Genomic DNA, 21,045 nt, shown 5'->3' with positions numbered 1-21,045 from the left:
ACGACACGGCGACTACGCAGAGCACATGTCGCCAAGATTTACTTCGGTGGGCGCCGCAGCCGCCGCCTCAGCAGCCGTCCTGGCTCTGGTGGGGACCGCCCTCCCCGCCTCAGCCGCCGCCCCCGCCACCCTCGCGGCCGAATCCGCCGTTCCCGCGGACGCCCCCGTCATCGGATCGGCGCAGCTCGCCGTCGCCGTCGCCGACGACTTCCCGCGCGTCCTCACGTACACCGACCGCGCCACCGGGGCTCAGCTGTCCGGCAGCACCCGGCCGGTCACCTCCGTCACCCTCAACGGCACCGCCTACCCGGTGCAGCTCAAGGGCGCCCCGGAGATCACCGCGTCCGCCGCCCGCTACACGCTCGTCATGGCAGGTCTGCCCGGCGTCGAGATCGACGCCTCGCTCTCCGTCTCCGGGCGCGCCACCACCTTCAAGGTGACCGCCGTCCGCGACACCGAGGCGTTCCGGGTCGGCACGATCGACATCCCCGGCCACGACCTCGTCTCCGTCGCGAGCACCGACACCGGGGCCGCCACCGCCTTCACCAAGCTCGACCCCGACTCGACGAAGACCGCCGACGTCTTCGCGAAGGTCACCGGGGAGACCAAGGCCGACGCCGCACCGCTCGGTGCCACGTACGCGATCGTCAGTACGGGATCGCTCGCCGCCGCCGTCGAGTCCAACTCCTCGTACGACAAGCCCTCCGGCGCCACCGGTGGCGACGACGCCCGCTTCTGGCACCAGGCCCGCAAGGCCGACGACGGCACCACCCGGGTCGGTGTCCGGTCCGGCCAGTGGACCTACCGCGGCGCCGGCGCACCGGAGCCGGAGAGCGGGGAGAACCTGCCCTGGGCGAAGGTCGTCGTCACGCCCGACGCCAACGGCGACAGGACCGTCGACTGGCAGGACGGGGCCGTCGCCTTCCGCTCCATCGGCGTGGTCGCGCCGGGCGGCAAGGACACCGCGGACCGGGTCATCACCCACATCCCGTTCAACTTCGCCAGCCAGGCCACCCACCCCTTCCTGCGCACGCTCGACGACGTCAAGCGGATCTCCCTGTCCACGGACGGCCTCGGTCAGCTCGCGCTGCTCAAGGGGTACGCCTCCGAGGGCCACGACTCCGCCCACCCCGACTACGGCGGCAACTACAACAAGCGCGCCGGCGGGCTGAAGGACCTCAACGAGCTCCTGAAGGACGGCAGGAAGTGGGGCGCCACCTTCGGCGTCCACGTCAACGCCACCGAGGCCTACCCCGAGGCGAAGGCCTTCGACGAGAACCTCGTCGACAAGTCGAAGCCCGGCTGGAACTGGCTCAACCAGAGCTACTACATCGACCAGCGCCGCGACATCAACAGCGGTGACCTGGCCAAGCGCTTCCAGCAGCTGCGGGACGAGACCGACCGCAACCTCAGCATGCTGTACATCGATGTCTACTACACGCACGGCTGGATCGCCGACAAGACCCTCCAGTCCCTCCAGACGCAGGGCTGGAACGTCTCCAGCGAATGGGCCGACAAGTTCGAGCGGGGCTCGCTCTGGTCCCACTGGGCCAACGACCTCGACTACGGCGGCGCGACCAACAAGGGCCTCAACTCGCAGATCATCCGCTTCATCCGCAACGACGAGAAGGACGTCTGGAACAACGACCCGGTGCTCGGCCAGAGTGCCATCGACGAGTTCGAGGGCTGGACGGGCGAGACCGACTGGAACGCCTTCTACGACAACATCTGGCAGCGCAACCTGCCCGCCAAGTACCTCCAGCAGCAGAAGATCACCCGCTGGAACGGCCATGACATCACGTTCACCGGCGGGGTGAGCGGAACGGTCGAGGACGGGAAGCGGACCTTCTACGACCACGGCCGCAAGGTGCTCAGCGGCACCGACTACCTGCTCCCGTGGGACGGCGGCAAGAAGCTGTACCACTACAGCGAGTCCGGCGGTACGAGCACCTGGGCGGTGCCCTCCACCGGCACTTACACGGTCTACCGGCTCACCGACAACGGCCGGGTGAAGACCGGGAGCGTCCGTCCCGTCGACGGGAAGATCACACTGAAGGCGGAGGCCGGGCAGCCGTACGTCCTCTACCCGGCCAAGGCGCCGAAGGCCGCCGATCCCCAGTGGGGCGAGGGCACCCTCGTCGGCGACCCCGGCTTCAACGACAGCAGGCTGGCCGCCTGGTCGAAGACCGGCACCGCCGCCCGCGACACCGACGACCAGGGCCGTAACAGCGCGAAGCTGTCCGGCACCTCCGCTGCCGCGCTGTCGCAGCGCATCGCCGGACTGAAGCCCGGCGCACGCTACACCGCGTCCGCCCTCATCGAGGTCCAGCCCGGGAAGACCCGGCACACCACGCTGTCGGCCGGCGGGAAGGCCGTCGCCGTGGACCGCTCCACCGCGCAGGACCACGTCGCCGCGTCCGACTGGCACGGCACGTACTTCCAGCGCGCGAAGGTGAACTTCACCGCGCCGGCGAACGGGCGCACCACCTTGCGCATCGAGGCCGCCGCCGGCAGCGCGGCGACCGTCCGCGCCGACGACGTCCGCGTCGTGGCCGGCGCCCCCGCCCCGCAGAGGAACACGGTCGTCCACGAGGACTTCGAGGACGTCGACCAGGGCTGGGGCCCCTTCCTCAAGGGTGACGCGGGCGGTTCCACGGACCCCCGCACCAGCATCTCCCAGCTGCACGCCCCCTACACCCAGGCCGGCTGGAACGGGAAGCTCATCGACGACGTGCTCGGCGGCAAGGAATCCCTCAAGGCCCACGAGGAGAACACCGGACTCGTCTACCGGACCGCCCCCTGGACCGTCCCGATGACCGGCGGCCACCGCTACAGGGTCGAGTACGACTACCAGTCCAGCCACGCCGGGGCCTACGAATGGGTCGACGGATACGACCGGATCACCGCGGACGGCGTACCCGACTCGGTCGAGACCCGGGCCACCGCGATCGGCGGCCAGCACACCACAGGGCACTTCGCCGAGACCGTCACGGCGGGCTGCGGCGACACCTGGACCGGGCTGCGCAAGCGTGGCGACGCCCCCGACGGCGCCGACTTCGTCCTCGACGGCTTCACCGTGACCGACCTGGGTGCGGCCCCCGCCGGTGAGCAGGCCGCCTGCGGCACGCTCACCCTGGACCCGGCCGCCGAGACCCTGGAGCCGGGCACGGCCAACACCGTCAAGGCGAGCTTCACCAACTACGAGGCCACCGCGGCGACCGGCGTCGCGGTGGACCTCACCCTCCCCGAGGGCTGGAAGGCCGAGCCCGCGGGAGCCGTCACCTTCGACTCGGTCGCGGCCGGTGCGAAGGTCACAGCGAGCTGGCAGGTCACCCCGCCGGTGGACGCCAAGTACCAGACGTACGCCCTGAGTTCCGAGGCGTCGTACACGGTCGGCGGTGCGCGCCGGACGCTCGGCGCGCAGACGTCCGTGCGGACCCTGCCCCCGCCGCCCACCACGGACAGCTGGGCCAGTGACCTGGACTGGACCGCCACCTCGAACGGCTGGGGGCCGATCGAGCGCGACCTCTCCAACGGCGAGACCGGCACCGGCGACGGCACCGCGCTGACCATCGGCGGCACGGTGTACGCCAAGGGCCTCGGCAGCCATGCTCCGGCGAGCATCCGCTACTACCTGGGCGGGAAGTGCACCTCCTTCACCGCCGAGGTGGGGGTGGACGACGTGCAGAAGAGCGCGGGCAGCGTGCAGTTCTCCGTGAAGGCCGACGGAACGGAGAAGGCGAAGTCGCCGGTCCTCAGGGCCGCCGACACCGCCTGGTCGCTGACGGCGGACGTCACCGGCGCGAAGTACGTCGAGCTGATCGCCGGTGACGGCGGCGACGGCAACGGCAACGACCACGCCGACTGGGGCAGCGCCGGCTTCCACTGCGGAAGCTGAACGGCTCCCCGAAGCAAGGGGGCGGGGCCGCTGCCGGCCCCGCCCCCTTCCCGCACTCCTGGACGCGTGCTAAACCAACGCCGCCCCCCAATCGCAGTCCCCTCTATGCCACTTGCCCACCGGAGGTACTCCCGTGTCACTCCTGCCCGCCTGGTCCCGCCGCGCCTTTCTCGCCACCGGCAGCGCCACCGCACTGGGCCTGACGTTCGCCCCGGCGGCCCGCGCGGCGACGCAGGACGAGTTCGAGACGCTTCGGCTGCGCTGGATCGACCTCTCGCTGGGAACCGGCTACGACCCCACCGCCGAGCCGTACGCCGCCAAGCTGGCCGAGACCGGTGAGCTCGCCGCGGAATTCCGCGCGACGATGACCCCGGCCGCCGACTCGCTCTGGGCCGGGCACACCTTCGACCCGCCGTCCGGCATCACCTGGAGCTACAACAGGCTCTGGACGATGACCCAGGCCTACGCCCAACAGGGCACCGGCCACACCGGCGACGCGGGCCTCCTCGCCGACGTCGTCCGCGGCCTGGACCACCTCTCGGCGACGGTCTACAGCCCCGCCACGCCCCGGTACGGGAACTGGTGGGAGTGGCAGATCGGCAGCCCGCGCCTGCTCATGGACATCGTCGCCGTCCTGCGCCCCCACCTCGGCGAGGAGCGCGTCGCTGCCGCCTGTGCCGCCGTGGACCACTTCATCCCCGACACCATGCTCACGGACTACAGCGGCACCTCGACCGGTGCCAACCGAGTCGATCTGTGCCGGTCCGTCGCCCTGCGCGGCATCCTCGGCCGGGACGCGGCCAGGACCGCACTCGCGCGCGACGCCCTCTCGCCCGTCTTCCCGTACGTGACCGGGGGCGACGGCCTCTACGCCGACGGATCGTTCATCCAGCACTCCTGGGTCGCCTACTCGGGTACGTACGGGCAGGTCATGCTCGACGGCCTCGGCCGGCTCTTCGCCCTCCTGGCCGGATCCACCTGGGCGGTCACCGACCCCAAGCGGCAGATCATCCTCGACAGCGTCGAGCACGCCTACGCCCCGCTCATCCACGACGGCCTGATGATGGACAGCGTCAACGGCCGTGCCATCAGCCGGGGCCTCCTCAAGAGCGACGAGCGCCGGATCATGCGCAGCGACCACTTCCACGGCCAGGGGCTGATCGCCGCCGTCGCGCTGCTCGCGGGCGGCGCCTCCGCCGCCGAACGCGACCGGTGGAACGGCATGGTCAAGGGCTGGATCGAACGGGACACCGTCAGCCCGATCCTCGCCGCCCCGCAGTTCGGGGTCGCCGACCTGTCCCGGCTGCACGCGGCGGCGACCGCCCCCGTCCCCGCAGCGCCCGAACCCGTCGGCCACACCCTGTTCGCCGCGATGGACCGAGCCGTGCACCGCCGCCCCGGCTGGGTCGCGAACCTCTCCATGGCGTCGGAGCGCATCAGCGCGTACGAGTGCGGCAACGGCGAGAATCCGCGCGGCTGGCACACCGGGGCCGGAATGCTCTACTGGTGGCAGGGCCCGGGCGGCGGTGACCAGTACACGGACTGGTTCTGGCCCACCGTCGACTGGTACCGGCTGCCCGGCACCACCGTCTCCACCAAGCGGCTCGCCGACCGGGCCGGCGGCGAATGGGGTGCACCACGCCCTGCCGTGCGGTGGGTCGGCGGGGCGCACGACGGTGAGTTCGCCGCGGTCGGACAGCATGTGAAGGGCCTCGGCTCCACTCTGGAGGCCCGCAAGTCCTGGTTCTGCGTGGCCGATGCCGTCATCTGCCTCGGCTCGGGCATCACCGCCACCGACGGGGTACCCGTGGAAACGGTCGTCGACAACCGCAACCTGGGCCCCGAGGGGCGGCAGGCCCTCACTCTCGACGACCGCGAACGCCCCCGCTGGGCCCATCTGGAGGGACACGGCGGCTGGGTGCTGCCCGGGGGCGCCGCCCTGCGCACCCTGCGCGAGGCCAGGACCGGCGCCTGGTCCGACATCAACACCACCAGCTCCACCGAGCAGCAGACCCGCCACTGGCAGACCCTCTGGCTGGACCACGGAACCGACCCGGCCGACGCCACGTACCTCTACCTCCTGATGCCCGGCGCCTCCCGGCGCACCGTCGCCGCCCGCGCGGCCGACGGGCACTGGCTGACGGTGCTCGCCAACAGCGCCGTCGCCCAGGCCGTCGCCGTGCGCTCGCTCGGGCTGACCGCCGCCAACTTCTGGCAGCCGGGCGCGGCGGGCAGGCTGTCCTCGACCGGGCCGGCCAGTGTGCTCGTACGGGAGGGCCGGAAGACGACGGCCGTCCGGGTCAGCGGACCCGACCGGACCGGCGCACCGTTCGAAGTGGTCTGGGACCGGCCGGTGCGCGAGGTCCTCTCGGCGGACCCGGGCATCGAGGTCCGTGCCACCGGCCGGCGGCTCGTGCTGGGCGTGGACCCGGGGACGGCGGGGGCGACGCTCAGGTGTGACCTCCGGTAAGCCTGCGGGACATGTCCGGCGGAATGTGTCTGCCGGAGGTCTGGGAAGGAGGGCCGCTACGCGCGTACGCTCAACTGCCATGGGGGAGTTGAGAGCGGACTGGAGGCTGCGGTTACGCCACGGAGGGGCGGACGGCCCCGTGCGCGGGGCCGGGGTGCTGCTCACCCGGGACCGGATGCTGACCTGCGCGCATGTGGTCGGCGAGCCGGACGCCCGGATGTGGGTGGAGTTCGCCGAGAACCCGGGAATTCCGCCGGTCACCGCCCGGGTCGCGCCGGGCGGCTGGCTGCCCGGTCTGGACGGGCCCGCCCGTGAGGACATCGCCGTGCTCGCCCTGGACAGCCCCCGCCCGCAGGCGGCGCCGGCTCCGCTGGGGCGGGAGATGGAGCGCGGCCGGGAGGTGTGGATCGGCGGCTATTCCCATGCCTTCGACGGCGGCATGTGGCTGACCGGCCGGATCAGCGGTCTGCACGGCGCGTGGGTGCAGCTCGACGCCGGGACCACCGCCGAGGTGGTGCGCCCCGGCTTCAGCGGCGCCGCCGTGCAGACGCGGGGCGACGGGCACGGCGTCGAGCGGGTCGTCGGCCTCGTGGTGAGCTGGCGGGGCGATCTGGAGCTGGAGCTGCCCACCGAGAACGACCTGGCGTTCTCGTACATGATCCCGGTCGACCGCATCGCCGAACTCGTGCCGCTGGTCGCCGAACTGAGCGGACCCGACGGCTGGGACAGCGGGCTGTCCCAGCGGCTGCGTGACTGGTTCGCGGGCGGTGACCAGCCCGCGGTTCGATTCGGGGTGGTCCGGCACGGTGGCGGCCGCGACCGCACGCTTCAGCACCAGCTGCACCGGGCCCATCTCGTCTACCAGGGCGGCCGCACCCGGCCCGAGGAGCTCGTGGAGACCCTGGTCGCCCGGCTGCATCCGCCGCGGCACCAGTTGAACGCCTACCGTGACTGGCTCCTGGAGGGCGGCACCGCCCCGGACCGTCCGGGTTCCGGCCGGCCGGCCCGCTCGGGGCCGGTGCTGGCCGTGATCGGCCTCGACGAGGACGCGGACCCGGCCGGGCTGGTGCCGTTGCTGACCCGTGTACGGACCCTCGGCTTCCGGCTGTTGGTCATCTTCCGCAACAGTGAAGGCGCGGGGCTCACCGAGGTGGCGCGGCATCTGCTGGTGCCCGCGCTCGACGAGCTGGCCGGAGTGCTGGTGCGCCGGGTCGAGCACCTGGAGCAGGAGTGGGCGGGGCTGCGGTACATGGTGGAATCGGCCTCGCTGGTGCCGCGGCCGGCCATCGACGCGGCCACCCGCCACCGCCAGCTGCGAACTCTGCGGGCGCTGACGGATCCGCAGCAGCAACTCACCGCGCTGAGACAGTTGTTACGTGAGTTACGCACCGACCTGGAACGGCAGGGCACCGGGCCGGCCGGTCTGCCCGGGCAGCGCGGCGGCCCGGACCCGGCAGGGCGCCCATGAGGATTCCGTGCCCCCACCGCCGGTTCACCGGCGCCCCCTGCGACGGGGCCGTCCAGCCCACGGGCTACTGCGACACCTGTGGCCGCGAGGAGAGCGCGCCCGGACTGCCGCCACTGCCCACCGCCCCCGAGCGGCACGGCCCCGCCGGACTGCTCGAACTGCCGCTGCTGGACCCGGGCAGCCCGGCCGAGCGCCTTGCCGCCGCCGAGCAGCCGGTGCGCATCGTGATGACGTGCTCGGCCGAGGCGTGCCGCACCCCGTTCGTCCCGCCGCACACGGCGGCCCCGCCGCCGGACGAGGGGTACTGCCCTCAGTGCGGCGCCCCGTACTCCTACCGTCCCGAGCTGACGAAGGACGGGCCGCCGCTCCAGGACCAGTACCGCATCCGTGGTCCCATCGCCCACGGCGGCCAGGGCTGGGTCTACCTGGCGGAGGACACCCACCTGGAGGACTTCGTCGCGGTCAAGGGCCTCCTCAACCGGTACGCGGAGCGCGGCGCCGCCCAGGCGGGTGAGGAGCGCCGCAGCCTGGTGGCCATCCGGCACGAACGCATCGTCCAGATCCGCGACTTCGTCAGCACCCGCAACGCGGACGGCACCGTGTCCGGCGGCTACATCGTGATGGAGGACGTCGGCGACCGGACCCTGTCGGCCGTTGTCGAGTCGACCCGTCAGGGCGCCTTCGTCCTCGACATCGAGCACGTCATCACCTACGGCTGCCAGATCCTGGAGGCCCTCGCCCATCTGCACGGCATGGGCTTCCTGTACGGCGACATGAAGCCGTCCAACGTCATCCACCACCTCGACGGCATCAAGGTCATCGACCTCGGCGGGGTCCGCAAGGCGGGGGCCACCGATCCGCCGCCCGTCATCACCCCGTGGTTCGCCGCACCCGAGATGGACGGCACGGGCCCGCTCACCGTCGCCCACGACGTGCACACGGTCGGGGTCACCCTGGCCGAGCTGGCCGGCTGGGCCGTCGGCGACGACGTACCGGGGCTCGGCATCAGCTCGTTCCGGCTGGTCGTGGAGCGGGCCACGGCGCACGACCCGGAGCGCCGGTTCGGTTCCGCACAGGACATGGCGGGCCAGCTGCGCGGGGCGCTGCGCGAGATCCGGGCCCTGCGCGGCAAGCGCGACCAGCCCGAACCCTCCGCCTACTTCACCCCGTCCACCGAACTGCTGGGCGCGCGTCTGGGCTCGGTGCCGGACTACGCGCACTGGTTGCGCCGCCCGCTGTACGGCCGCCGGGACACGCCCCTGGCGCCCGTGCTCGACTCCGGGCTGCCCACCCCCACCGAGATCGCCCGCAGGCTGCCGGTGCCCCGGCCCTACCCGCGGGACCCGCAGGCCGCCCGGTTCGGGGTCAGCAGCTACGACCCGGCGCAGCCGCTGACCCAGCCGGCGCACGGGGAGCGCTCGGTGGAGATCTGCCTGCACAACGCCCGGCTGCTGCTGGGCCAGGACGGCGACGAGGCACTCTCCGCGGCCCGGGAGCAGGTCCAGGCAGCCGCCGCGATCCCGGGTCCGGGGCCCATCCGGCAGTGGAGACTCAGCTGGCACTGGGGTCTCGTCGCGCTGCGCAGCGCCGATGTGCTGGAGGACCGGCAACCCATGCTGGAAGCGGCCCTGGAGCACTTCTCCGCCGTGCACCGGGCACTGCCGGGTGAGTACGCGGCCAAGCTGGCGCTGGCGTACTGCGCGGAACAGCTCGGCGACGGCCGGCCGGCCGCGGCGGGCCCCTCGGCGTACGAACTCTTCCGGGCCGTGCACGCCCGGAACCCCTCGCACGTCGGCGCGGCCCTGGGGCTGGCCAGACTCGCCCTGGCGCGCGGCGACCGGGCCGCGGCCACGGAGGTCCTGGACCTGGTGCCCGACGAGTCGCGGGACCACACCGTCGCCCGGATCGCGGCCCTGCGCATCAGGGCGGCCAGGCTCGCGACGGGGGAGCGGCCGTTGCCGGGGGAGGCGGAGATCGACGCCTGCCTCAGCGCCCTCGTGCCGGAGCCGGGCGCACCGGCCCCGGTGGTCGCGGGCGACGAGGCGGCCTGGCTGCTGCGGACCGAGCTGTACGAGTGGAAGCTCGACGCCGTGCGGGCTACGCGCGGCGGGCCGCCTCCGCGTGGAGGGTGGCAGCAGACCGGCCTGCCGTCGCCTCCCGTGCCCGGTGAGCGAGCGGTGCGTCTCGAACTGGAGCAGTGCTACCGCTGGCTGGCCCGGCAGCGGCAACGACCGGCCGAGTACGAGCGGCTGATCGACCTCTCCCACGCGGTCCGCCCGCAGTCCCGGTTCTTCGACGATCCTCGCCCGACGCCGTGACGCCGACAGCTGGAGGCAGCCCCTTGAGCGCTCCCGAACCGTCGCCCGCCCTCCGGCTTCCGGTCGGCCTGAACGTGTCCATCGACGTCCGGCGCGATCAGCAGCCGCACCATGACGCACGGATCGATGCCCATCTGCGGGTCGAGGCGGTCGGGGTGGGGCCGTGCGACGAGGCCCCCGCGCTCGAACTCGGCGTCGTCATCGCGCTGGACGTCACCGCGGAGCGCCGGGACGCCGCGGCCGCCGCCCTGGCCGCTGCCCTGCGCGCGCTGCCCGACGGCCTGTCCTTCAGCGTCCTCGGGGGCGCCGACGCGAAGGGGGCGCCGACCGGTTGCTACCCGCTGCGTGGCCGGTGGGCGCTGGCCGACACCGCGGAGAAGCGCCGCGCCGCGTTCAGCGTGGGCCGGATCGACCCGGTCGCCCGCGACAGGCCGGCCACCGGATACCCGGTCTGGCTCGCTACTGCCCGCGGGCTGTTCGCCGAGCGGCCGCTGCCGGTACGGCACCTGCTGCTGATCACCGACGGGAGCAGCCAGGACGACACGGACGACTGCGACGTGGACGACGGCCGCCTGCAACGCGAACTGGCGCTCTGCGAAGGCAGGTTCACCGCCGATGTGCTCGCCGTCGGCAGCGACTGGGATCCCGCGCCGCTGCTGGCGGTCGTCGAGCGGCTGCACGGCACCGCCGTCCATGTGCCGGACCACTTCGCTCCCGCGGTCGCCGACGCCGTGCGACGGATCCGCCGGGTCCGCAGCCCGGAGCTGCCCATCTCCGTGCACGTACGGCCGGCGGTCCGGGGGGTGACGCTGAGCGAGACGGCCCCACGGCAGCAGGAGCTCGAACCGGTGCTCCGCCCGCAGGACCCACGCCGGTTCGACTTCCCCACCCACCAATGGGAGCCGGGCACCCGTGACTACCGCCTCACGCTTCACGTGGACGCGAGCACCGACCCGCTGGGGGTCCTGCTGCAGCTGGCCACCGTCCGGGTCGGTGACGCCGTCGCCGGGCTCCTGGTGCGCTGGCTCCCGCCCGGCGTCGCCGTGGGTGCGGGAGCGACGGGCGGCGGGGGCGGCACCCTCCAGGCGATGAACGTCGCCACCCAGATGCGCAACGCCCTCAACCGTGGTTACGCCGCCCTCGACAACCGCGGTTACGCCGCCCTCGACCCGATGAGCCGGGGTGAGGCCGAGCTGCAGCTCGGCCTCGCGGTCAGGCTGGCGACGGAGATGGACGCCGCCTGGGTCCTGGAGGACGTCCGCAAGGTGGCCGACATCGTCGACGGTCCCCGGGGACTGGTCCGGGTCGGCCCGACCGTCGATCAGGGGACCGTGCGCCGCGGCCGTCTGCGTATCGCTTCGGGCCACCTGCTCGACCTGCCCGATCATCCCGCCGGGAAGCCGGTGACCTGCCCCCACGCGGACTGCCGTCACCTCGCAGGGCCCCACGCCCGGTACTGCGTCGCCTGCGGAAGGAGTCTGTGATGTCCTGGATGACCCGATGGACGCGCGCCTTCCGGACCCGTCGGCTGAGCGGCTCCCGCACCAGGCAACTGCTCGAACTGCACCTGGCCGTCATGGTGGTGACCGCGCTCGTCTCGGTGACGGCCCTGCTCGTCTCCTACCGGGAGGTGCAGAACTCCGCGGGTGAGATGCGCACCCGGGGCGCACCCGCCGTCCAGGGCGTGGCGGCCACCCAACTGGCCTGGCTGCGCGCCCACCAGGAGGCGCGACGATCGGTGGACGAGGAGATCGACACAGTGGTCGGCGCCGGTGCGCGGTACGAGAACCAGCTGTCCGCCGCCGGCCAGGGCCTCTCACGGCTCTACGACGTGCAGCTCGACGGGGAACACGGCCAGGGCGTCCTGGATACGGTCAACGGCGTGCGGACCTCGTACAGCAGCTCCCTCACGTCCGCCGCCGTCAAGTACGTGCGGCCCGAGGACGAGCTGATGCAGCAGGAGAAGTTCCTGGAGGCCGAGAAGCTCCTCACCCGGCCCGGCACCGGCGTCGTACCGCGCCTGGACGTCCTCCAGGAGCACCAGATGCGGCGCGTGGACCGGATCAGCTCGCTGGGCACCCTCCAGCAGACCGGCTGGGCGGTCGCCGAACTGGGCCTGCTGGTCCTGGTGCTGACCGCGCTCTCCGCCCTGTGGGTGCTGCGCACCCGCTGCGGGCGCAGCCACGACCCCTGGCTGCTGATGTCGCTGGTGGCGGCCGTCGCCCTCGCGGTGGCCCCGCTGTGGGCGACCGCCGCCACCCAGCAACGGCTGGACAACGCACACACCCAGCTGGTGGCGATCGAGCAACTGGCCAACCATCCCGTACGCCTGCCCCCGGAGGAACACGAGTGCGCGGTGAACCAGTCCATGGACCTGCGCGACGAAGAGGCTCGGAGCTGGACGGCCTACCCCGAATACCTGGCCAGGGCCCAGCAGTGCGTGATCAAGCAATCCACGGACCTGCGCGGCGAGCTGGCCGCCCAGAGCTGGCAGAGCCTGAACTACTACGGAGCGCTGGGCTGTTGCGTGCTGATCGTGCTGCTGCCGGCCGTCGGCATCTGCCGACGGCTCAACAGCGACTACTGGAGGGCGGGATGACCGTGCGTACCCGCGCCCTCCTCCTCGTCCTGGCCCTGTTCCTGACCGCCGCGGGCTGCGGGCTCTCGGCCCCCGGCGGCAGCGACGAGGAACCGAAGGTGACCATCCTCGGCCCGTGGACCGACGCCCAGGAACGGCAGTTCAAGGAGGTGCTGGACGGCTTCGGGATTCCGTACACCTACCAGGGCACCGCCGCCACCCGCGAGGTGCTGCTCGCCGAGGTCCAGGCGGGCAACCCGCCCGACGTCGCGATCCTTCCCGGCATCGGCGAACTCGTCGAGTACGCCCATGAGGGGCGGCTGCATTCCCTGAACGACCTGTACGAGCCCGAGGAGTACGGGAAGCCCTGGCAGCCCCAGGCGGATGGCATACCGGACGGCCTGTGGGTGCCGCTCAAGGCCGACCTCAAGTCGATCGTCTGGTACCGCAAGGGCGCGGCTCCGAGCCGTCGCCCGGCGTTGCTGCACTCGTGGTGCATCGGCATGGGCGACGACGGCTCGTCCGGCTGGCCTGGCAGCGACTGGATCGAGGACCTGATCCTGCAGAGTCAGGGCCCGTCGTACTACGGGGACTGGGCGACCGGCCGCACCGAATGGACCGACGAAGGCGTCGTCGAGGCGTGGACCGCTTGGGCCGGGCTGCTGGCGCAGGACCCGAAAGCCGCCCGCAAAGGGCTGATGGCCGACCACCGGGGCGGCAAGAACGGGCTGCTCTTCGATGACGGCTGCAAGCTGGAGCACCAGGGATCCTTCGCCCGTTCCTTCTACGGGGGCCGGAGGGGCCAGGCCGCCTTCACGGACTCGGCGCCGTTGCTGCCGGGCGGATATACGGTGAAGGCCTACGAGGTCTCGGCCGATTTCGCCGCCCTCTTCGGCGAGAGCGGCCGGGCCCGCGACCTCGTCCGGCGGCTCGCCTCCCGGGAGGCCCAGGAGGACTGGGGGCGCAAGGCCGGGGTGTTCTCGGCGAACTCCGCCGTCCCGGCCAGGAAGAGCGCGGTGGAGAAGGCGGTCAGCAGCCGTTTCACCGACCGGAAGGTGCCGCTGTGCCTGGACGCGTCCGATGTCATGCCGGCCTCGGTGCGAGACGCGTTCTACGAAGCGGTGCTCCTGACGATGGCGCACCCCGACCGGCCGGTCAAGGGCCTCCTGGAGGGCATCCAGAGCGTCCAGGCCGCACAGCCCGAAGACGCCTCCCGCAAGCTCCCCCGGCTGACCGGGGTGTGCAGCGAGCCACCGTGAGCCCTTGTGGGACCCCAACAAATGGGGGCGGGTCCCAGCTAGCACTTCGCCTGCATGGCGCCGTCCTTCTGTCAGGCTCCACCAGGAAACCGGCCAGGAGACTGTGCGGAGTCGACGGCAGGATTTCTAGGTCGGGTTCGTAGGGTCGATACATGACCGTTGTGGACGAAACCCAGGGTGAGCCGAGCGATACCCGTGGCCGTGTGGCGGAACTGCTGGCGTTGCGCGAGCAGGCCCGGCGCGGACCCAGTGACCGGGCGACCGAGGCCCAGCACGCCAAGGGCAAGCTGACCGCGCGTGAGCGCATCGAGCTGCTCGTGGACCCGGGTTCGTTCAAGGAGGTCGAGCAGCTGCGCCGGCACCGGGCCACCGGCTTCGGCCTGGAGGAGAAGAAGCCGTACACCGACGGCGTCATCACCGGCTGGGGCACGGTCGACGGCCGGACGGTCTTCGTCTACGCACACGACTTCCGGATCTTCGGCGGCGCGCTGGGCGAGGCCCACGCCACGAAGATCCACAAGATCATGGACATGGCCATCTCGGCCGGTGCCCCGCTGGTCTCGCTCAACGACGGCGCCGGCGCCCGTATCCAGGAGGGCGTCTCGGCCCTCGCCGGTTACGGCGGCATCTTCCAGCGCAACACCCGGGCCTCCGGTGTCATCCCGCAGATCAGCGTGATGCTCGGCCCGTGCGCGGGCGGCGCGGCCTACAGCCCGGCCCTGACCGACTTCGTCTTCATGGTCCGCGAGACCTCGCAGATGTTCATCACCGGACCGGACGTCGTCAAGGCGGTCACCGGCGAGGAGATCACGCAGAACGGCCTCGGCGGCGCAGACGTGCACGCCGAGACCTCGGGCGTCGCGCACTTCGCGTACGACGACGAGGAGACCTGCATCGCCGAGGTCCGCTACCTGATCGGGATGCTGCCCTCGAACAACCGGGAGAACCCGCCCACCGCGGCGAGCGACGACCCGGCCGACCGGCGCGGCGACGTCCTGCTGGACCTGGTCCCGGCCGACGGCAACCGCCCGTACGACATGCACAAGGTCATCGAGGAGCTCGTCGACGACGGCGACTACCTCGAAATCCACGAGCGCTGGGCCCGCAACATCATCTGCGCGCTGGCCCGCCTGGACGGCCAGGTCGTCGGCATCGTCGCCAACCAGCCGCAGGCCCTGGCCGGTGTCCTGGACATCGAGGCGAGCGAGAAGGCCGCCCGGTTCGTCCAGATGTGTGATGCGTTCAACATTCCCATCGTCACTCTTCTGGACGTACCCGGCTTCCTGCCCGGCGTCGATCAGGAGCACGGTGGAATCATCCGGCACGGCGCGAAGCTGCTCTACGCCTACTGCAACGCGACGGTGCCGAGGATCTCGCTGATCCTGCGCAAGGCCTACGGCGGTGCGTACATCGTGATGGACAGCCAGTCCATCGGTGCGGACCTCACCTACGCCTGGCCGACCAACGAGATCGCGGTGATGGGCGCCGAAGGTGCCGCCAACGTCATCTTCCGTCGGCAGATCGCCGACGCCGAGGACCCGGAAGCCATGCGGACCCGCATGGTCAAGGAGTACAAGGCCGAACTGATGCACCCGTACTACGCCGCCGAGCGCGGCCTGGTCGACGACGTCATCGACCCTGCCGAGACCCGCGAGGTCCTGATCGCCTCACTGGCGATGCTCCGCTCCAAGCATGCCGACCTGCCGTCCCGCAAGCACGGCAACCCCCCGCAGTAGTCCGCGGCCCCGCAGTAACCCTGCAAGGACCCGCGAAGACCTGCCGAGAAGACGGAGACATTCATGAGCACTGCCACCGAGTCCGTGCTGCGCGTCGAGAAGGGTCTGGCCGACCCCGAGGAGCTGGCCGCCATCACCGCGGTCCTGCTCGCCCGTGCCGCCGCACAGCCCGCCGACGCCCCGGTCCGCCGCGGCCGCGACACCGCGGGCTGGCGCCGCCTGGAGCGCACCCCCGGCTTCCGGGCCCCCCACAGCTGGCAGGGCTGACCACAGGGCAGGTCCGGCCCGAGGCCGGGCGCACAACGCCGAAGGGCCCCGCACTCCTCACGGAGTGCGGGGCCTTTCGTACATCCGGGCCGGGAAGGGCCTACCGCAGGCGGGCCATCAGAGCGTGCTCCACCAATGTGATCAGCGCACTCTTCGCATCCGCCCGGTGCCGGGCGTCCGTCGTCAGGATCGGGGTGTCGGGTCCGATCTGGAGGGCTTCGCGGACTTCGTCGGGGGTGTAGGGCTGGTGTCCGTCGAAGCCGTTGAGGGCGATGACGAAGGGGAGGCCGCTGTTCTCGAAGTAATCGACGGCGGGGAAGCAGTCGGCGAGGCGGCGGGTGTCGACGAGGACGACGGCGCCGATGGCGCCGCGTACGAGGTCGTCCCACATGAACCAGAAGCGGTCCTGTCCGGGCGTACCGAAGAGGTACAGGATCAGGTCCTGGTCCAGGGTGATACGGCCGAAGTCCATGGCCACCGTGGTGGTGGTCTTGTCCCCGGTGTGCGTCAGGTCGTCGATGCCCGCGGAGGCGGACGTCATCACGGCTTCGGTACGCAGCGGATTGATCTCCGAAACGGCACCGACAAACGTGGTCTTACCCACGCCGAAGCCCCCTGCCACCACGATCTTCGCCGAGGTAGTGGAGCGGGCCGCTCCGCCGCTAGAGCTTGCGAAGTCCACTGAGCACCCTTTCGAGCAGTGTCACATCTGGCTGGCCGCCGGCGGACTCGTCGCCGCCGGGCTGGTGGATAGCGACGAGTCCGGCCTCAGCCAGGTCGGCTACGAGGATCCGGGCAACGCCGAGCGGGATCGAGAGCAAGGCCGAGATCTCGGCCACCGACTTGATCTCGATGCACAGCCGGCAGATCCGCTGGTGCTCGGGCAACTGCCCTTGCAACCGGGACGGATCGGCCGTCGTACTGACCAACGCCTCAATGGCGAGTTGGTAGCGCGGTCGGGTCCGTCCACCGGTCATGGCGTACGGACGAACCAGCGGATTGTGCGCCGCGGGTGCGGCCGGCTCCGGGGCCCGCCGCGGCTGCACCGGCTGAATGCGGGGCTGCTGCGGGGAGTCGTACCGGTGCGGACGCTGCGGCCGATGGGGCTGCTGCGGCTGCTGCGGCCAGTCCGAATTCTGCCCGTACTGAGGCTGCTGCTGCTGCTGCGGCTGCTGCCGGTACGGCTGATAAGGCTGCTGCGCGCCCTGTCTGCCGGGTGTGGAGGGGAGGTCGAAACCATTGTCCCCGTGCTCACCCGGCGTGTGCCGGCCACCGTTGAACTGGTGCCCGCCTGGGGGTGTACCCACGATTCCTCCTCCGCCTGCCGGTCCCGATCCCAGTGGGTCCGCGCCACCGCACCCTATGGCGCGGTGACGCAAAACGCACTGTGTGTCTACTAGTTAAGAAGACTTCCCTGAAGCTCTGCACGGAGGTCCGGGGTGAGGACGCTGCCGGCGCGATCGACCAGAAGGGCCATTTCGTACCCAACCAGACCGATATCGGCGTCCGGGTGTGCAAGTACGGCCAACGAAGATCCATCGGAAACGGACATGATGAAGAGGAATCCTCGCTCCATCTCCACAACCGTCTGATTGACCGCGCCGCCTTCGAAGATCCGGGAGGCACCCGCGGTCAGTGACGTCAGACCGGAGGCGACAGCCGCCAGCTGGTCCGCACGGTCGCGCGGAAATCCTTCGGACATGGCCAGCAGGAGTCCGTCGGCGGAGACCACCACCGTGTGCGACACCCCTGGGGTGTTGTCCACGAAGTTGGTGATCAACCAGTTCAGATTCTGCGCCGCCTGGCTCATCGGGCTCACACTAACGCTCCTGGTTGTAGGTATTACTGCTGTCCGAACCCGCGTTCCGTCCCCGCAGCACGCCACGCCGCAGGTTGCTCAACCTGCCACGCACGTCCTCCGGGGCGCGGGAGACCTGGGGGCCGCCCTGCTGGGTCTGTTCGGCCGTACCCTCGACCAGGTTGGCCTTGGGCACGCGCCGGGGAAGACCGGACGGGGTGACCCCGCCCGCCTTCGGCTCCCGGAGCTTCTCGGCCCGCTCCCAGCGCTCGTCGTTCGCCGAGCGCCAGTCCTCGGAACCGGCTTCGTCAGTCTGCGCAGGCGACGACTGCTGCTGAGGCGGTTCCTCCTGCTGCGGCTGCTGCGCGGTGACGGGCTGCTCGCTGCCACGGCCGGTGGGCTGCCAGTGCTGCTGGCCGCCGCGGCGCGGCAGACCGGCATCGGTCACATCGTGGCCGGAGTTCGGGACGGGTCCCGAATGGTCGAAGCCTACGCGCTCCTGCGACGGGGCGGGAGCGCTCGCGACAGATTCGGCCCCGTCCTGCGCGACCGGTTCGTATGCGCCCGGGTACGTGCCCTGATCAGCCCACTCCTCTTGCTGGGGCTGCGCCGCGTACTGCTCGTCGTAGGCGGGCTGAGGCGCCGGGGGAGCCGCGTACGCACCCTCCTGGTAACCGCCCTGACCGCTGTAACCGGGCTGCTCGGTGTAGCCGGTGTCGCCCCGGTACGGGTCGTAGGTGCCTTCGTACGAGGGCTGCTCGTACTGCTGCTCCTGCCGGCCCTCCGGCTGCGGCTCCTGGGCGTACTGGTCCGGGGTGTAGGGCGCCTGCGCGTACGGGGCCTCGGCGTACTGCTGCTGCGGCTCCTGCTGCTGCGGGAACGGCGGGCGCTCGTTGCCGGTCTGCGCCTCCAGCGCCGCGCGGCGCTCCTCCCGCATCAGCGACCGGCCCACGGGGTCGAGCTGCGGGGAGTCCGCGGAGGGCTCCTCGTAGCGCGAGTCGTCGAAGCCGAGCTCCGCCGCCGTGCGCAGCTGGGGCTGCTGCGGCGGGGCGTCGAAGGCCTGCTGCTGCGGAATGATCGAGGAGACCGTGAAGTCGTCCTGCACGGGGGCGCCGTCGCCGCCGCCGCCGTGGGTGATCGCGTCCGGCAGCATGACCAGCGACGTGGTACCGGCCTGCTCGCCCGAGGGGCGCAGCTGGACCCGGATGCCGTGCCGGTCGGAGAGCCGGCCGACCACGAAGAGCCCCATGCGCTGGGAGACGGCCGCGTCCACCGTCGGCGGGTTGGCCAGCTTGTGGTTGATGTCGGCGAAGTCCTCGGCGGTGAGGCCGATTCCCTTGTCGTGGATCTCGATCATCACGCGGCTGTCGGGCAGCCTGGTCGCGGTGACCCGCACCTTGGTCTGCGGCGAGGAGAAGGTGGTGGCGTTCTCCAGCAGCTCGGCCAGCAGGTGCACGAGGTCGGTGACGGACTGGCCGTGGATCTCGGTCTCCGGCACGCCGGAGAGCTCGATGCGCTCGTAGGACTCCACCTCGGACGAGGCGGCCCGCAGGACGTCCACCAGGGGGACCGGCTGGTTCCAGCGGCGGCCGGGCTCCTCGCCGGCGAGGACGAGGAGGTTCTCGCCGTTGCGGCGCATGCGGGTCGCCAGGTGGTCCAGCCGGAAGAGGTTCTCCAGCTGGTCAGGGTCGGCCTCGTTGTTCTCCAGGTCGGTGATGAGGGTCAGCTGGCCCTCGATCAGGGACTGGTTACGGCGCGAGAGGTTGGTGAAGATCGCGTTGACGTTGCCCCGCAGCATGGCCTGCTCGGCCGCCAGCCGGACCGCCTCGCGGTGCACCTGGTCGAAGGCGCGGGCGACCTCGCCGATCTCGTCCTGGCTGTTGATCGGGATCGGCTGGACACGGGTGTCCACCCGGCCCGGATCGGTCCGCGACAGCTGGTCGACCAGCGAGGGAAGGCGCTGCTCGGCGATGCTGAAGGCAGCCGTACGCAGTTGGCGCATCGAGCGGCTCATCTGGCGGGCCACGAGCCCGGCCAGGATGAACGCGGCCAGCAGGGCGATGATCACGATCGCGGCGTTGACGATGGCGTCGGTCTGCGCGTCGGAGGAGATCTCCGCGGCCTCGGTCACCGCCTTGTCGACGAGCTCGTCCTCGACCGTGGTGTAGCCGTCGAACTTCGCCGTGGCGGCGGCCATCCAGGTCTCGGGGGTGATCCCCTTCGCCTTGAGCTGCTTGGGGTCCTTGCCCTGGCCGATCTCCTGGGCCATGCCGTCGTAGACCGAACCGTCGATGGTGGGCGGCGCCACGAACGGCACGCCCGCCGCGTCGGCCTGTTCCTTCGCGGACTTGAGCTTGGCGGCCCCCTCGGCGGCCTTGCCGGCCATGACGGTCTTCAGACGGGCGGCGTCGGCCTCCGTACCACCGGAGACGAATTCACCGAGGGCGATCTGCTCCAGGTAGTTGTACGAGCCGAAGGCCTTGACCTGGTCGTTGAACTTGCCGCTCTCCTGGCTGGGCCGCACCAGGAGGTGCATTCCGATGGAGCGCTGAAGCGATTCTGCAGCCTTGGCCAGCTCGATCGCGTAGACGGTGCGGCCGTAGCTGGTGATGTTTCCGGTGCCGAGGCCGAGCTCGTTGCAGAACTCCATGAGGGAGTGCTGGACCTGGGTGTATCCCTCTTCGGTCTTCACCGGGTCCAGGGCAGCGGTGTAGGCGGCCTTGCGCAGCGCCGGGAGCTTTGGCTCCTCCAGCTTGAACAGCTTCAGGCGCCGTTCCAGGCCCTGCTTGCCCGGCTTGTCCTTCACGGCCGTGTCGAACTTCTCCGCGGCGGCGTCGGTGGTGGCCTGGGCCTGGGTGACGATCTCGGAGTCGCGCTTGTTGGACAGCAGTGGCTGAGCGGTGAGGTCACGCTCATTGAGCAGCGCCTGCCCGTACTCGGCGGCCGCGCGCACGATCAGCGCGGTCTTCTCGGCGTCCTGGGCCTCCTGCCAGGTGTCGACCGAACCCTTCACCTGGAAGCCGCCCATGATCAGGCCGACCAGTACCGGGATCAGGAGGATCGCGTTCAGCCGGGTGGGCACGCGCCAGTTGCGCGGGGACAGCCGGCTGGTGCTGCCACCTGCGGGTATCCCTTCGGACACCTCGGCGGACGGCGTCGCGGTACGCGACGGCGGGGTGAAGTTGCCCCGCTCCGCCTGCGCCGCAGCGCCCTCGTTGTTACGCCTCACTCGACCAACAACCTCTCGGCGTCG

Annotated in this window: 13 protein-coding genes; 9 read left to right on the top strand and 4 right to left on the bottom strand. The window is 71.4% G+C overall.

Going from position 1 to position 21,045, the window contains the following annotated elements; genetic code table 11:
• The first annotated feature begins 25 nt into the window (after positions 1 to 25).
• The 9 genes from OG538_RS09865 (at position 26) to OG538_RS09825 (ending at position 15,994) form a co-directional block, all read left to right on the top strand.
• Positions 26 to 3,898 carry an endo-alpha-N-acetylgalactosaminidase family protein gene (locus OG538_RS09865; protein WP_406092134.1) on the top strand — a complete coding sequence of 1,291 codons (3,873 nt, stop codon included), beginning with the start codon at positions 26 to 28 and terminating at the stop codon, positions 3,896 to 3,898.
• Between the two features lie 142 nt (positions 3,899 to 4,040).
• Positions 4,041 to 6,368 (top strand): polysaccharide lyase 8 family protein, encoded by a 2,328-nt coding sequence (locus OG538_RS09860; protein ID WP_406100044.1) that lies wholly within the window; start codon positions 4,041 to 4,043, stop codon positions 6,366 to 6,368.
• A gap of 79 nt (positions 6,369 to 6,447) precedes the next feature.
• A complete protein-coding gene (locus OG538_RS09855) occupies positions 6,448 to 7,836 on the top strand; it encodes a trypsin-like peptidase domain-containing protein (RefSeq protein ID WP_406092132.1) in 1,389 nt (462 codons plus the stop codon).
• On the top strand, positions 7,833 to 10,154 hold the full coding sequence (locus OG538_RS09850) for a tetratricopeptide repeat protein (RefSeq protein WP_406092131.1): 2,322 nt from the start codon (positions 7,833 to 7,835) through the stop codon (positions 10,152 to 10,154). The genes OG538_RS09855 and OG538_RS09850 overlap by 4 nt, the downstream gene beginning before the upstream one ends.
• Positions 10,155 to 10,177: 23 nt before the next feature.
• On the top strand, positions 10,178 to 11,638 hold the full coding sequence (locus tag OG538_RS09845; RefSeq protein ID WP_406092129.1) for a hypothetical protein: 1,461 nt from the start codon (positions 10,178 to 10,180) through the stop codon (positions 11,636 to 11,638).
• Positions 11,638 to 12,753 carry a hypothetical protein gene (locus OG538_RS09840; protein WP_406092127.1) on the top strand — a complete coding sequence of 372 codons (1,116 nt, stop codon included), beginning with the start codon at positions 11,638 to 11,640 and terminating at the stop codon, positions 12,751 to 12,753. The genes OG538_RS09845 and OG538_RS09840 overlap by 1 nt, the downstream gene beginning before the upstream one ends.
• Complete coding sequence (locus OG538_RS09835) at positions 12,750 to 13,991, top strand: extracellular solute-binding protein (RefSeq protein ID WP_406092125.1); 1,242 nt, start codon at positions 12,750 to 12,752, stop codon at positions 13,989 to 13,991. Before OG538_RS09840 ends, OG538_RS09835 begins: the two co-directional genes overlap by 4 nt.
• Before the next feature lie 152 nt (positions 13,992 to 14,143).
• Positions 14,144 to 15,727, top strand: coding sequence for an acyl-CoA carboxylase subunit beta (locus tag OG538_RS09830; protein ID WP_406092123.1), 1,584 nt, complete (start codon positions 14,144 to 14,146; stop codon positions 15,725 to 15,727).
• Between the two features lie 63 nt (positions 15,728 to 15,790).
• Entirely contained in the window at positions 15,791 to 15,994 is a 204-nt protein-coding gene (locus OG538_RS09825; RefSeq protein ID WP_385284736.1) for an acyl-CoA carboxylase subunit epsilon, read from the top strand.
• A gap of 100 nt (positions 15,995 to 16,094) precedes the next feature.
• Here the strand turns inward: OG538_RS09825 and OG538_RS09820 are convergent, their stop codons facing one another.
• The 4 genes from OG538_RS09820 to OG538_RS09805 form a co-directional block, all read right to left on the bottom strand.
• Entirely contained in the window at positions 16,095 to 16,676 is a 582-nt protein-coding gene (locus OG538_RS09820; protein ID WP_014048542.1) for an ATP/GTP-binding protein, read from the bottom strand.
• Positions 16,657 to 17,301, bottom strand: a complete 645-nt coding sequence (locus tag OG538_RS09815) for a DUF742 domain-containing protein (RefSeq protein ID WP_406092121.1) — start codon at positions 17,299 to 17,301, stop codon at positions 16,657 to 16,659. Before OG538_RS09815 ends, OG538_RS09820 begins: the two co-directional genes overlap by 20 nt.
• Positions 17,302 to 17,390: 89 nt before the next feature.
• A complete protein-coding gene (locus OG538_RS09810) occupies positions 17,391 to 17,804 on the bottom strand; it encodes a roadblock/LC7 domain-containing protein (protein ID WP_018551717.1) in 414 nt (137 codons plus the stop codon).
• A gap of 10 nt (positions 17,805 to 17,814) precedes the next feature.
• Positions 17,815 to 21,021 carry a nitrate- and nitrite sensing domain-containing protein gene (locus OG538_RS09805; protein ID WP_406092119.1) on the bottom strand — a complete coding sequence of 1,069 codons (3,207 nt, stop codon included), beginning with the start codon at positions 21,019 to 21,021 and terminating at the stop codon, positions 17,815 to 17,817.
• Positions 21,022 to 21,045: the final 24 nt, after the last annotated feature.

The sequence above is a fragment of the Streptomyces sp. NBC_01013 genome (genome assembly GCF_045162765.1).
GTDB lineage: Bacteria > Actinomycetota > Actinomycetes > Streptomycetales > Streptomycetaceae > Streptomyces.
Note: the sequence above shows the minus strand (reverse complement) of the source record. Positions and strands in the feature narration are given on the sequence as shown.

Coding starts and splice junctions, on each gene's coding strand:
- OG538_RS09865 (WP_406092134.1), top strand. CDS start 26: ATGTCGCCAAGATTTACTTCGGTGGGCGCCGCAGCCGCCGCCTCAGCA.
- OG538_RS09855 (WP_406092132.1), top strand. CDS start 6,448: ATGGGGGAGTTGAGAGCGGACTGGAGGCTGCGGTTACGCCACGGAGGG.
- OG538_RS09850 (WP_406092131.1), top strand. CDS start 7,833: ATGAGGATTCCGTGCCCCCACCGCCGGTTCACCGGCGCCCCCTGCGAC.
- OG538_RS09840 (WP_406092127.1), top strand. CDS start 11,638: ATGTCCTGGATGACCCGATGGACGCGCGCCTTCCGGACCCGTCGGCTG.
- OG538_RS09835 (WP_406092125.1), top strand. CDS start 12,750: ATGACCGTGCGTACCCGCGCCCTCCTCCTCGTCCTGGCCCTGTTCCTG.
- OG538_RS09830 (WP_406092123.1), top strand. CDS start 14,144: ATGACCGTTGTGGACGAAACCCAGGGTGAGCCGAGCGATACCCGTGGC.
- OG538_RS09825 (WP_385284736.1), top strand. CDS start 15,791: ATGAGCACTGCCACCGAGTCCGTGCTGCGCGTCGAGAAGGGTCTGGCC.
- OG538_RS09810 (WP_018551717.1), bottom strand. CDS start 17,804: ATGAGCCAGGCGGCGCAGAATCTGAACTGGTTGATCACCAACTTCGTG.